Origin of the sequence: Kribbella deserti, assembly GCF_042434725.1 — a bacterium.
In the GTDB taxonomy this organism is placed as follows: Bacteria; Actinomycetota; Actinomycetes; order Propionibacteriales; family Kribbellaceae; genus Kribbella; species Kribbella deserti.
Genome location: NZ_JBHLTC010000037.1, coordinates 223,634 through 236,581 on the forward strand (window position 1 = coordinate 223,634; position 12,948 = coordinate 236,581).

12 protein-coding genes are annotated in these 12,948 nt (G+C 69.0%); 7 read left to right on the plus strand and 5 right to left on the minus strand.

Annotation, left to right across the window (positions count from 1 at the left end):
- Positions 1-94 precede the first annotated feature (94 nt).
- Positions 95-1,027 (plus strand): LysR family transcriptional regulator, encoded by a 933-nt coding sequence (locus ACFFGN_RS29355; protein ID WP_380054038.1) that lies wholly within the window; start codon positions 95-97, stop codon positions 1,025-1,027.
- 68 nt (positions 1,028-1,095) lie between these two features.
- Here the strand turns inward: ACFFGN_RS29355 and ACFFGN_RS29360 are convergent, their stop codons facing one another.
- Positions 1,096-2,568: a serine hydrolase domain-containing protein gene (locus tag ACFFGN_RS29360; RefSeq protein ID WP_380054041.1), complete on the minus strand. Its 1,473-nt coding sequence runs from the start codon at positions 2,566-2,568 to the stop codon at positions 1,096-1,098.
- A 639-nt stretch (positions 2,569-3,207) separates the two neighbouring features.
- Here ACFFGN_RS29360 and ACFFGN_RS29365 point away from each other — a divergent pair.
- Genes ACFFGN_RS29365 through ACFFGN_RS29375 form a run of 3 tightly spaced genes read left to right on the plus strand, consistent with a single transcriptional unit; the run spans position 3,208 to position 5,849 of the window.
- Positions 3,208-3,984: a glycosyltransferase family 2 protein gene (locus tag ACFFGN_RS29365; RefSeq protein WP_380054044.1), complete on the plus strand. Its 777-nt coding sequence runs from the start codon at positions 3,208-3,210 to the stop codon at positions 3,982-3,984.
- Entirely contained in the window at positions 3,981-5,528 is a 1,548-nt protein-coding gene (gene mptB, locus ACFFGN_RS29370) for a polyprenol phosphomannose-dependent alpha 1,6 mannosyltransferase MptB (RefSeq protein ID WP_380054047.1), read from the plus strand. The genes ACFFGN_RS29365 and mptB overlap by 4 nt, the downstream gene beginning before the upstream one ends.
- Positions 5,529-5,849 carry a cupin domain-containing protein gene (locus ACFFGN_RS29375; protein WP_380054049.1) on the plus strand — a complete coding sequence of 107 codons (321 nt, stop codon included), beginning with the start codon at positions 5,529-5,531 and terminating at the stop codon, positions 5,847-5,849.
- A gap of 8 nt (positions 5,850-5,857) precedes the next feature.
- On the opposite strand, the gene larC is transcribed toward ACFFGN_RS29375, so the two are convergent.
- A complete protein-coding gene (gene larC / locus ACFFGN_RS29380) occupies positions 5,858-7,153 on the minus strand; it encodes a nickel pincer cofactor biosynthesis protein LarC (protein WP_380054052.1) in 1,296 nt (431 codons plus the stop codon).
- On the minus strand, positions 7,150-7,959 hold the full coding sequence (gene larB, locus ACFFGN_RS29385; protein WP_380054054.1) for a nickel pincer cofactor biosynthesis protein LarB: 810 nt from the start codon (positions 7,957-7,959) through the stop codon (positions 7,150-7,152). The genes larC and larB overlap by 4 nt, the downstream gene beginning before the upstream one ends.
- Before the next feature lie 111 nt (positions 7,960-8,070).
- Between larB and ACFFGN_RS29390 the strand changes: the two genes are divergently transcribed.
- Together ACFFGN_RS29390 and ACFFGN_RS29395 are read left to right on the plus strand one after the other, a co-directional pair.
- A complete protein-coding gene (locus tag ACFFGN_RS29390; protein WP_380054057.1) occupies positions 8,071-8,775 on the plus strand; it encodes a prephenate dehydratase in 705 nt (234 codons plus the stop codon).
- Between the two features lie 3 nt (positions 8,776-8,778).
- A complete protein-coding gene (locus ACFFGN_RS29395) occupies positions 8,779-9,363 on the plus strand; it encodes a DUF4446 family protein (RefSeq protein ID WP_380054060.1) in 585 nt (194 codons plus the stop codon).
- 16 nt (positions 9,364-9,379) lie between these two features.
- Here ACFFGN_RS29395 and ACFFGN_RS29400 read toward each other — a convergent pair whose 3' ends face one another.
- Positions 9,380-10,963, minus strand: coding sequence for a bifunctional phosphatase PAP2/diacylglycerol kinase family protein (locus tag ACFFGN_RS29400; protein ID WP_380054062.1), 1,584 nt, complete (start codon positions 10,961-10,963; stop codon positions 9,380-9,382).
- Positions 10,964-11,066: 103 nt separating this feature from the next.
- Between ACFFGN_RS29400 and ACFFGN_RS29405 the strand changes: the two genes are divergently transcribed.
- Complete coding sequence (locus tag ACFFGN_RS29405) at positions 11,067-11,900, plus strand: HAD family hydrolase (RefSeq protein ID WP_380054065.1); 834 nt, start codon at positions 11,067-11,069, stop codon at positions 11,898-11,900.
- Between the two features lie 106 nt (positions 11,901-12,006).
- On the opposite strand, the gene ACFFGN_RS29410 is transcribed toward ACFFGN_RS29405, so the two are convergent.
- Positions 12,007-12,516: a WhiB family transcriptional regulator gene (locus ACFFGN_RS29410; protein ID WP_380054069.1), complete on the minus strand. Its 510-nt coding sequence runs from the start codon at positions 12,514-12,516 to the stop codon at positions 12,007-12,009.
- Positions 12,517-12,948: the final 432 nt, after the last annotated feature.

The window sequence follows — 12,948 nt, forward strand, 5'->3', positions numbered from 1 at the left end:
CTCGACCATCGCCGAGGTCCCGGCTTGAACTCCAACACCTGCTGACGGCTGATTCACGCACCTGGCGTGTTAATCCGGGTGTAGAAAGGACGACATGCCCGACGACCTGGACATCCGCCTGCTGCGGTACTTCATCGCGGTGGCGGAGGAGCTGCACTTCAGTCGTGCGGCCCAACGCCTCTTTGTGGCGCAGCAGGCCCTCAGCCGCGATATCCGGCGGCTGGAGGATCGGGTTGGCGTCCGGCTGCTCGACCGGACCACCCGCCGGGTCGGCCTCACCCCGGCCGGACAGAAGTTGCTGGTTCGGGCGCGCGAGCTGGTCGCCTTGCACGACCGGGCCCTGCGCGAGCTGCACGGTGAACCCCGGTCCTTGACCGTCGACGTGGTCGGGCCGGGATTAACTCCCTCGGTCGTGTTGGCGGCCGCGCGGCGGAAGGCGCCGCACTTGGAGTTCTTCGCCCGGTTTCACACCGGGACCCAGGCCGCCGTACCGCTGCTGGGTGACGAGCTCGACGTCACGTTCGGCCGGAGTCCTGGCCCGCTCGACGGGGTTCTCCAGCGTCCGGTACGGCGCGAGCCCATCGCCGTGCTCCTGCCGTCCGGCCATCCGCTGGCCGAGCGGGCGGCCATCACCTTGGAGTCGTTGCGGGGGACCGGCGTGTGCATTCGCGCGGGCAATCACGCGACGCCCGGGTGGGAGCACGCGCTGCTGCAACTGCTCGCGCCCTTCGGCGTTGACGCGGCGGGCGCGCATCCGCACGTACAGGGCGTTGACGAACTGGCCCAGCACGTTCGTGATCGCGACGCCCCGATCCTCACGATGACGACCCAGCCCGAGGTACCGGGGGCGGTGCTACGGCCCTTGATCGAACCGGTCGCGTTGTTCCCCTGGGTGATGATCTGGCGCGACGACATCGAGCATCCCGGCTTGCGGGCCTTGCACGAGGCGGTGGACGAACTGGTCCGCGCCGAAGGCTGGCTCGACGCCCCGGACGACGCCTGGCTGCCCCGGCCCGAAGCCGGCTGATCACGATCCTGGGCCGTTGGGAGGTCGTACGAAAGGACGAGAACGGGTGATCGAACTGGCGACCCGAGCTATTCGGCGTCCCGCAGGGCCAGGGCGCGGGTGGTGATGATCAGCAGGCCCAGTACAGCGGCCAGCGCGATCGTGACGAGGAGCGTCGGCCAGATGTGAGAGACCAGCTGGAACGTGACGCTGCGCCCGGCGGTCAGGATCTCGAGCAGCCGCGGCAGGGCCAGAAGCGCAGCGAGCGGTGAGAGGTACATGAGCAGCCTAAAAATTGTCAGCCACAGTGGTGCGCCGTGGCGGCGTCGAGCCCAGCCACGGGAGCGCCGGATCGTCAGCGTTCCGAGCAGACCCATCAGGAACCCGAGGCCGATCATGACCAGGTCGGCGATGAAAGCAGCCGGCGGCCCCGCCGGTGGAGCGGCCCGTCCCTGAGTGAGGGCGATCAGACCGGTCATGATCGCTTCGAGGTCGGATTCCAGTGGCATGCGGCTGTTGGCCAGCACCGCGATGGCGTGACCGCTGCCGGGAAGCAAGGCCACCTGGGCGGTCCCGGTGAAGGACGATCCCGAGTGGGACACCTGCCGAGGGCCGTCAGGGATCTCGGGAACATCCCAGCCGAGCGCGTAGCGCCCGCGGTACCGGCCGTCGGCGGGAGCACTTGGACGGTGGAGTTCGTCCAGGCCCGCGCCGGACAGTACGGAAGCAGGTCCGGAACCGCTGTTCAGGAGCAGCCAGCGGGCGAGATCGTCGGCGCTGGACACCAGGCCCGCTGATCCGGCGACGAAGCGGTCTGGTTCGGGTCGCGCCACGGTAAAGCCGAGGAACCGGTTGTACCCCTCCGCGAGACCCGGTACCGGTTCCTTCCAGTTGGTGAGCGCGACCGTCGATCGCATTCCCAGCGGGCCGAGGATGCGCTGCCGCAGATACTGCTCGAACGACTGCCCGCTGACGACCTCGACCAACCGGGCCGCGACCCAGTAGTTCGGGTTGTGGTAGTCGTGCCGGGCGCCGGGATCCGTTGCCAGCTCGGCCGTCCGAAGCGCGGCGACGGCTTCGCGCAGGGAGTCCGGCTGGGGCAGGGTCGCCTCGGGGAACGTCCGGTCCGACAGCCCCGAAGTGTGGTTCAGCAACTGCCGGATGGTGATCCGTCGGGCGCGCGAATCGGCCGGCGCGAACTCGGGCAGCCGCGCCGCGACCGGATCGTCGAGCCGAAGCCGGCCGCTCACCGCGAGCTGCTGGACGGCCAGCGCCGTGAACGCCTTCGATACAGAGGCGATCCGGAACAGCGTATTGCCGGTGATCGGCGTCCCCCGGGAGTCCTGTCCGTACCCGCCGCTGTGCAGTACTCGGCCCGAACCCACCACGACGACCGCGACGCCGGGCAACCGGGTCGGCCCGATGCTCTGCTCCACGACTCTCGAGATGGCCTCCGGCGACAGAGCGGACCGGTCGTGAGGTGTCGCCTGCGCCGCCGGAACGTTCGCTCCGGAGCTGAGGAGCAGCGCCAGCGCCACCACCAGGTAAACACCTCGACGCACCCAGACCACCTCCAGAACACCCAGAGGCGGCTCCTCCGTGCGTGCTTACAAGTTTGCCGACCGCCACGGCGTCGCACAGTGCGAACAACCGCAGACTTGAACTGTGGTTTTCCGCAGGTAGGAGAGTCGGGGTGCTCCTCTGGAGGTCGACCGGTCCGCGCCGGCGGTCGGATTGTGATCGGGCATGGCCGCCGGGGCCGGACGGTGCGACAGGGTCGTGCGTCTTCACTCGCGAGTCGTGGTGAGTGGTCGCGTGTGCGCGTCCGTTCGCGGGCCAGGATTCGCGTGGTCACCCGTCCCCCCTGAGGAGTCGCGAATTGTCAGGCCGGGTCGGGTGAGGTTGGGCCGGTCGACTCGGGTGGTTCCGTACGCTGCGCGCCGGGGTTGCGTCATCACGCTGGGTTCGCGCGCCACGGCGCTGGGTTCGCGCGGCACGTCCCGACAGGCTGGGTTCGCGCGTCATGGCGCGGGGTTGTCGCGGTCGCTGAATGAGGTGGAACCCGCGGCGGGCCGAGGTCGACGGCGGGTCAACGTGGACGTGGTGGTCGGAGGTGGTCCCGGTAGTGGGCACACCAAAACCTGGGCCTAAAGGCCGGGGAAGGCGGGCGATCGGCCGGGGAACAACTAGGCTGCGGTGTTGTGTCCGGTACCGAATCACGCCCGTCTGAACCGTCCTTGGAGTCCACGGCACGATCCGCGGCTGTCGCCTGTGTGATCCCGGCCAAGGACGAGGCGGAGCGGATCGCCGCCACGGTCGAAGCCGCGGCACGAATCGCAGGTGTCGATCTGGTCGTCGTGGTGGACGACGGATCCTCCGATGACACGGCCGGAGTCGCCACGAAAGCGGGCGCCGTGGTGGTCCGGCACGAGACCAACCGGGGCAAGGCCGCCGCGATGGAGACCGGCGCCGGCGCGGTGATCGACCGCGATGGGGACGTCCCGCGCCTGTTGCTGTTCCTGGACGCCGACCTGGGCGAGACGGCCACCGGCGCCGAGCCGTTGGTGGAGCCCGTTCGTTCTGGCGAGGCCGATATGGCCATCGGGACCTTGCCGGCGCAGGTGCGGCCCGATGGCAGTAAAGCCGGTGGCCACGGCCTGGTGGTTCGGTTGTCCCGTGCGGGCATCGAGAAGGCCACTGGCTGGACTGCGACTCAACCCCTGTCCGGGCAGCGCTGTCTGACTCGCAAGGCCTTCCTGGCGGCTGTGCCGTTGGCCACGGGGTTCGGGGTTGAGACCGCCTTGAGCATTGACCTCGGCCGGAAGGGCTTCCGGATCGTGGAGGTGCCCATCGACGTACGGCATCGTGCGACCGGGACGGACCTCAAGGGCCAGTTGCACCGGGGCAAGCAGTTCCTACACGTGCGACGGGCCCTAGCCGCGCGGAGGGCCCTGCCGCCGTTGAAGGTGTTGCGATGAGCACCGAGGTCACCACCTCGAACAAGCGCGCAACGGCCAACCGGGACGGCAAGCGGGCTATCGCCTGCTACTTGATCGCGACGGCCTTGATCGTGGTCACGGGACTACTCGGGCCTTCGGTCGTCGTACTGACCCTGACGAACCAGCACAGCTGGCTTCCGCCGTACTGGTTCGGGGAGAGCCCTAACGACTGGCTGGTCAGCAGCCTGATCTACGTCGCGCTGATCATCGCCGGGTACGGCGTGTGGGTGGCGCTGCGCGCGTTGAAGAACGGCTGGGCCCCGCGGGTCGACCGGCTGATCGCGCTCGGTGTCGGTACCACCGCCGCGGTGACGCTGGTACCGCCGATGGCCTCGGGTGACGTGCTGATCTACGCGGCGTACGGGCGGATCATCGCGACCGGCGGCAATCCGTATCAGACCACCCCGGCCGACATCATCCGGCTCGGCTACGACCCGGTCATCATCGCGACCGAGCGCCCGTGGCAGAGCGCGAAGAGCATCTACGGACCGGTCGCCACCTGGATCCAGTGGCTGTCGTCGGAGATCGGCGGCGACTCGATCCACCTGACCGTGTGGATGTTGCAGCTGTCGGTGGCGATCGGACTGATCGTCAGCGGTCTGCTGCTGCTCAAGCTGATCGGCCCCGATCTGGAACGCCGCCGCCGGGTGGTGCTGCTCGGCATGGCGAACCCGCTGCTGATCTGGACCGTGCTGGCCGGCGCGCACAACGAGTCGATCGCGGTGATGTTCGCCCTGTTCGCGCTGGTGCTGTTCCGCCGGCACATCTTCCTGGCGGGCGTCCTGCTCGGCATCGCGGGCTGTACGAAACTCTCGATCGGCCTGGTCGGCGTCGCGATGCTGTGGTCCCTGCGGGCCAACCACCGCAAGATGCTGATGCTGTGCCTCGGCGCGGGCCTGACCATGATCGGGCTGTACTCGTTCGTCGGCCTGGAGGCGTTCCAGCAGGCCCGCTCGCAGGGCTCGTTCATCTCGACCGGTACGCCGCACAAGGCGATCTTCAGCTTCTTCGACCTGTTCCTGCCGGGTGTGCTGGTCCGGACGATCATCGGCATCGCGTCCTGGGTCGGCCTGTTCCTGGTCGCGATCCTGATCTCCCAGGTCTTCCCGAAGTCGGTGGTGCCGAAGGCGCACGAGGACGACACCACGCCCGACGCGATCCGTTACGTGGCCATCTACGCGATCGCCTGGCTGCTCACCTCGATGTACACGCTGCCTTGGTACGACCTCACCGCCTGGATCGCCCTGGCCTGTCTGGCCTCGTCGCGACTGGACCAGCTGATGGTCGTCCGTACGGCGTCATTGGCCATCGCGTATGTGCCCGGGCGAGATCCGCGGGCTCGCCAGCTCCTGGGCGAGTTGTCCGGCTCGCTGGAATGGTTCAGCGCCCGCCTGCGGGACACGATCAGCCCGATCATCGAGCTCAGCCTGCTGATCGCGCTGATCGTCTGGGCCCGGCGCCGCGACGCGCAATGGTGGCCCTACGACTGGCCGAAACGGGACAAGAAGGCGTTAACTCCGTAGATGCATCTTTCCCAGGCCGGGCAGTACACGGCACCGCAAGGCGAACCGAACCACTTTGTCGAGCATCTGCGTCGCGAGGCGCTCTCGGTCGGCACGTACTCGATCCCGGCCGGTGGTGTCGACGACCAGCAACCACATCGCGAAGACGAGATCTACGTGGTGACTGCCGGCCGGGGCCACCTGGAGACCGACGAGGGCCGTACGGCGGTAGGTCCGGGTGATGTGCTCTTCGTCGCGGCAGAACAGCCTCACCGCTTCGTAGACATCACCGAGGACCTAGCCCTCCTGGTCTTCTTTGCCCCGGCCTACTCCGGCCGCTAGTGGCCTGCTCAGTTCCAGTGGTCGTGAGCGGCCGCGACGGCTTGAGCCAGAACGACCTTGATCGGACGGCCTAACGCGCCTGCCGCCTTCACTACGTCCTCGTACTCCGGTTGCACGTTGACGACCTCGCCGCCGTAGCTGGCGATCTTGACGCTGACCTTCTGCCCGGCGACATCGACAGTGGTGAAGGCGCGGTCGGCCGCGTGCTTGGTGACGATCGATTCGCGCAGCCCGATCGCGGAGGTCTCGGTCAGGATCACTTTGCGAACGGCGTTCGCCCGCTCGCCGGTGACCAGTACCGACAGGGTGTGTGCGGGCCGGCCCTTCTTCATCAGGATCGGGGTCAGCCAGGCGTCGGACGCGCCGGCCTCGAGCAACCTGGTCAGAACCTGCGGCCAGATCCGCGGATCCAGATCGTCCACGTTCGTCTCGTAGACCAGATCCGCGGCGGGCTGATCCACGCTCTCGCCGAGTACGACCCGAACGACGTTCGGCACCTCGACCGGATCGCGGCCGCCCGCGCCAACGCCCGCGCGCTCGATCCGCATCGGCGGAATCGGCCCGAACTCGTCGGCCAGCGTGCCGAGCAAGGCCGCGCCGGTCGGCGTCGTCATCTCGTACGGCGCCGCGCCGCCGGTGACGGGTGCACCGGCTTCCGCGAGTACGGCGAGTACCGCCGGACCTGGTACCGGAATGCCGCCGTGCTGACCGCGAACCTGGCGTCCGCCGCCGAGGGAGATGGTGGAGACGACGATGCGCCCAAGGCCGAGCGATACCGCGGCCGCGGCCACTCCGACGATGTCCGCGATCGCGTCGAGCGCGCCGACCTCGTGGAAGTGCACCTCGTCCGGCGTGACGCCATGCGCGGTCGCCTCCGCCCGGGCCAGCCGGCCGAAGGTGTCCAGCGCCCGATCCCGGACCGCCGGATCCAGCCCGGCCGCCTCGATCAGCGCCCGCACCTCGGCCCACCGCCGGGTCTGCTGCTCTTCCCCGTGGCCATGCCCGTGGCCGTCGCCCTCGTCGTGACCGTGGCCATGACCGTGACCGTGCTCATGGCCGTGTTCGGGTGCTTCGTCGACGAACGCCGCCGGGCCTTCCGGATGGGCGGCGCCGTCGGCCCGCACGGTGGCCTTGGTGGCCGCGATCTGGTGGCGGCTGACCTGGTCGATCGAGACGCTCAGGCTCGGGTGCACCGCCGCGACGGCGGCGTTCACCACGTCGAGGTCGGCGCCCGCGTCCAGCAAGGCGCCGAGCAGCATGTCACCCGAAGCGCCCGCCGCGCAGTCGATCCAGGCGATCCTCACCGCTCACCGCTCGGACCATGGCGGTGCCCGTGGCCCTCACCGGACTGGCCGTCGCTGGACTGACTGTCACTGGACTGACTGTCACTGGACCGGGCGTCGCGGGCTTGGGTCTCGCGGGGCTGGGCGCGGCGGGCGACGCGGGCCGCGAAGACACCGGCGCCGAAGCCGTTGTCGATGTTCACCACCGTCACGCCGGGCGCGCACGAGTTCAGCATGGCGAGCAGCGCCGCCACCCCGCCGAACGAGGCGCCGTAGCCCACCGAGGTCGGCACGGCCACCAGCGGTACGCCGACGAGCCCGCCCACCACGCTCGGCAAGGCGCCTTCCATCCCGGCCGCGACGATCAGGCAGTCGGCCGCGTCGAGCCGGTCGCGCACGCCCATCACGCGATGCAGGCCCGATACCCCGACGTCCGTCACCAGGTCGACGCCGGCGCCGAAGACCCGCGCGGTGGTTGCCGCCTCGGCCGCGACGGGCGCGTCCGACGTACCGGCGGAGACGACCGCGACGAGGCCGCGCGGGGTGGGCAGGGTGCCGAGCAGGGCGGTCCGCCCGATCGGGTCGACGATCGCGGTCGGCAGGGCCGCGCGAACGGCGGACTGGGCCTCCGGCGCTAGGCGGGTGGCCAGTACGGGGGCGTCGGGATGTACCTCGTGCAGGGTGCGCAGCAGCTCGACAACCTGCTCTGGGGACTTGCCGGCGCCGTACACCACTTCGGCGTCACCGGTCCGTGACAGGCGGTCAGTATCGAGTTTCGCGTAACCGAGGTCATGCACGCCCGGTTGGAGTTCCTGGTCATGTGTCACGTCCGTGAATCTACGCGGCGTTCGAGATTCACGAGAAAAGGGAGGCGAGCAAGCCCTGTGATCCGCCTGGATACGTCAACGACTGGCGCGGCAAGCCCTAAGCTGGCCACCGTGCCCGGAGTGCCGCCAGCCCGCTACGCCTTTCCCGGTCCGCATGGATCGTCGATCGAGGCTGCCCTGCGTACATTGCCGGCCGCCCGTTCCGCCGATCTGCAGGCCCAGCCGACGGCCCGAGCCGCGCTGGACGCCGTACGGAACGGGGAGGCCGACGGCGCGTTCCTGCTGATCGAGACCGTCGACGGCGGCTCGGACGGCGAAACCCTCGACGCCCTGTCGTACGGCGATCCGGTGGTCATCACCCGCGAGGTGCTCGGCCCCAACGGCACCAGGTTCGTCCTGGTCTCCCGGCCGGGCCTACCGCTTCCGCCAACTGGTGACGACAAGACCTCGCTCGTAATCTTCGGAGTCCAGGGGAAGCCTGGAGCGCTTCGAGCCATCTTGGACGAGTTCGCGCTCCGCGGAGTGGATGTGACCCGGCTGGACCCTAGGCCGACTGGACAGGCTCTAGGCCGCTACTGGTTCTCGTTCGACGTAGAAGGGCATGTCGCCGACGCAAGACTCGGTGAAGCACTCATGGGCTTGCGCCGGCTCGGCGTGGATATGCGATTCCTCGGCTCCTACCCCAGGGACCGGTACGACAAGGCGACGGTGCGACCCGGCACCACCGAAGCCGGCCGCGGCGACCAAGGCCGTACGGATGTGGATTTCCTTGATGCCGAGCGCTGGCTAGGCCGGCTCCGTGACGGACGGATCTGAACGTTGTCCCCGACTCTTGCCGGCGTGATCGGCCTCACCGCCCTGCTCGTGGCCACCTTGGCCCTGGTCTTCGCGATCCAGGCGCTGAAGGCGCTGCGCGACCCAGCCACCGCCGTACCGGTCCGGCGCAAGCCCGCCGAGCAGCTGCCGCAGCAGACCCATCGGCAGACCCCGGGCACCCAGCTGAAGCCCAGCGCGGGCCCGGTCAGCGAACCACCCGCGCAGGCCAAGCCGCTCACCGTGAAGGAAGACCTGCGCCAGCTGCACAAGGAGCTGGACGCCCTCCGCGGTGAACTCGGCCATGCCCTTCGCCACCTGGCCGTCGTCCGGTACGACGCCTTCGGCGACATGGGCGGCCATCTGTCCTGGTCGACGGCCCTACTCGACGACTTCGGCAACGGCGTCGTACTGACCTCGATCAACGGCCGCAGCGACGCCCGGTCGTACGCGAAGAACGTGCGCGAGTTCAGCAGCGAGTCCAAGCTGTCGCCCGAGGAGGCCGAGGCGATCGAGCAGCTCCGCCTTCAGGTCCAGCCCGCCGATGCCGGTGGACCGGCCAACGAAGGACAGCACGCTCGCCAGGCCTGACCTTCAGGCCGCGGCCTCATTCCTTGGGTACGCGGACGACCAGCACGCCCGGTTCGACCTCGGCGGTCAGGTTGCGGCCCGGGCCGATCGGATCGCCGTCGAGCTGGCGTTGTACGTCGACCGCGGCGTCGATCTCGACATGCTTGGCGGTGAACCTCTCGAGGTAGAGATCGCTCTTCTTCTGCCGGGCCACCACGCGCAGGATCAGCCGGGGCCACTGGGTCACCCGGCGCGGCGCGATCAGCACCACGTCGATCAGGCCGTCGTCGGGTTCGGCGTCCGGCAATAGCGGGATGTTCGCCTGCAGCGTGCCGACGTTGCCGACCACCACGGTCCGGACCCGGCGGTCGATCGGTGGCCGGTCGTCCAGCGTGATCTTCACCCGCACGGACGGGTGGTTGATGTTCTTCGCGGCCGAGATCACGTACGCCGTCCAGCCGATCTGCTTCTTCAGCTGCGGCGGTGCGTCCGAGATGATCGCGGCGTCCAGTCCGAGCCCGGCCATCACCGCGAACCGGGTGGTGTCCTGCCCGTCGCCGGACACCTTGACCAGGTCGATCCGCCGGTTCCGGCCGTCGAGCACGGCCTCGATCGCCTCGTCCAGGTCGAGCGGAATGCCCAGGTTGCGGGCCAGCAGGTTGCCGGTACCGGCCGGGATCACGCCCACCGGGATACCGGTTCGGCCCATGTGAGCGCAGACCACCCGGACGGTACCGTCACCGCCCGCCACCAAGACCAGATCTACGGCCTCCTCGATCGCCTGCTGGGCCATCGCGTGGCCCGCGTCGTCCTCGGTGGTCTCGAACCACAGCGGTACGTCGAACCCGCGCATCTCCAGCGCCTTGCCCACCAACCGCTCGAAGGCCTGCCGGTCGCCCACCTTGATCGGGTTCACGATCACCGCCGCGCGCGGGGGCACCGTCGTATCGTCGTTCGTCACCTTGCGCCGTCGTCTCCTTGGTCGTGGCCGGAGCCCGAACGCCACCGAGGTGGTCGTCAGGATCGCTAGCCCCAGTGCCCAGCCGCCGAGGACGTCAGACAGGTAATGAACGTTGAGCATGATCCGGTCCGCGGAGGCCAGCAGGACCACTGCAACAGCCGGAAGCAGTACAAGCAACCGGAACCGGCGCCGCCAGCCGCGAACCGACGGCAGCACGACGCCCAGGGCCCCGGCCATCACGAAGGCCGCGGCAGCATGTCCGGACACATACGACAGGCCGTCGGCCTCGACGAGGTGCTGCGCGGGCCGCTCCCGGCCGAAGATGTGCTTGACCGCGTGCAGCAGGCCGAACTCGGCGCCGGCGGAGATCAGCAACCAGAACGTCAGGTTGCGGGCCCGGTGCCGCCACAGGTAGGCCGCCACGATGATCAGCACCGCGCGGGACGCCCAGGGCAGTACGACGGCACCGAGCACCTGCCAGTAGTCGACCCAGTCCGGGTGGGCCACGCCGTACTCGTAGACCGACGCGGCGACGGACTCGTCCCATTGCCGCAGCGGCGGCCAGTCGAGCATGACCAGCAGGGTCAGCAGGGTGAACGGCAACAGGCCCGTGACGACCGAGAACAGCCGGCCGAGATGCGTGGGTCTGTGGTTGTTCATGGTCCCCTCGTCCGCTCGGCGGGTCACTGAGACCGCAGGCTGTTACCAGCCCATCATCTCGAAGTCACTTCGGCAGCCTGACACGCCCGATAGGGTCGGGGCTGTGACCCATGCCGCTGACCAGCCCGCCGAAGCCACCGCCATTGCCGGACCGGACGCCGGCTGGCGCCCGAAGGCGGTCGCGCTCGACATCGACGGCACGCTGATGGACTTCAACGAGCAAATGACCGACAGCCTGCGCGACGCCGTGGCCCGGGCCGCCCGCGAGGTGCCGATCATCCTGGCGACCGGCCGGTCCTGGCACATGACCGAAACGGTGGCGCGCGAACTCGGGCTGCCCGCCGGGATCGTTGTCTGCAGCAACGGAGCGCGCACGCTGCGCTATCCGTCCGGCGAGGTGCTGGACGAGCGGACCTTCGACGCCACCCGGGTGATCGCCTCGGTCCGGCAGCACGCGCCGACGGCCTTGATGGCGGTCGAAGAGGCGACGGCGGGCTACCGCGTCACCGGGCATTTCCCCAGCGGTGACCTCGGCGGCGAGATCCGGGTGGTGACGGATGAGGAACTCGCGCCGGAACCCGTGACGCGTTTGATCATTCGCGATCCGGAACGATCCGAGGCGGACTTCGTCGAATTGGCCGAACGTCTTGGCCTGCACGGCGTCAGCTACGCGGTTGGCTGGACGGCCTGGCTGGACATCGCGCCCGAGGGCGTCGACAAGAGTGTCGGCCTCAAGGTGGCGCTGGACGAACTCGGCCTGCAGGCAGCAGATCTGCTGGCGATGGGGGATGGGCGCAATGACATCGAGATGCTGCGTTTCGCCGGCCTGGGAGTCGCGATGGGCTCCGCGCCCGACGAGGTGAAGCAGGCGGCCGGCGAGGTCACGAAGTCGATTCAGGACGATGGCGCCGTTGCCATCCTGAACCGCTACTTCTGAGCACGGCTAGGTGCTGAAGGCCGTTACGGCCCAGGTACTCCGGCCCCGATCGGGTGGTTCGCCGCGATGGCGTCCACCCGCCGGATGGCCGGAGTCGAACGAGTGATCAGGCGACGCGGGTGGTACCGCTGGCGGCCGGCTGGCGGGGCTGGTCGACAACGGCATCGAAGGCGTCGAGTACGGCGCCGATCTCGGGACGGCGGCGCGGTGCCTTGCTGGCCGGGCTCTGACCGCGACGGGCGCGGCGCAGGTGACGCTTGACGGTCGACAGCGAGCAGCCGAGGCGCATCGCCAGCGACTCGAGGCTGTCGTTCGGGTACTGCGCGCGGAGCCGGAGAACTTCCTCGTGGCTGACCGGGCGACGGGTGCCACGGGCACCGGCGAGCTGGTCGAAGTCGTCGGCCTGCACCTCGACGTCGAGCAGGTTGCGCATCGAACGGCGCTGGGCCGCGGTGGTGCCGGCGACGAAGCCGGTGATGTCGTGCTCGGCGACGGCGTTGTAGAGGCAGTCCGTGAACAGCGGACACGACGCGCACAGCGTCTTGGCCTCGCGGACGAGTTGTTCGTAGCGCTCACGGGTCCGGCGGGCCGCCGACGACGGAGGAGGTTCCTCCATCAGGCGGTGCTGGAAAATGTCAGCGCGTGCACTGCAGGCGGTCATGGCCCCTTCCAGGACGGAAGATGTGTCGACAGCTGCATGGGAGCCTCTGCTCCCTTGCTCGGCTACCTTGGTGCTGTTGACAGTCATCGTGGCTCCCCAAGTTCCTGGACCCGCATGAACGGACGATGAACTCGTCCGGCGCCAGGTCCACTGGCTGATGGATCGACGATCTGTTGCCGACCCACCCTGTCGTCCCCACCCCGGGGACACAGTGATCCATTTGTGTTGACGTCGGTCGTTCCCGTTTGGTTGCACGGAAATTCGAATCGTTTCCCGACGGTGTTGATCGATGGCGGGTCCGCACCAGACCTTGCGATCCGGAACAGCTGTACGACGCGACCGATACCGCGCCGGTTCCCCACTGGCCACCGCATGAAATCACGCGCA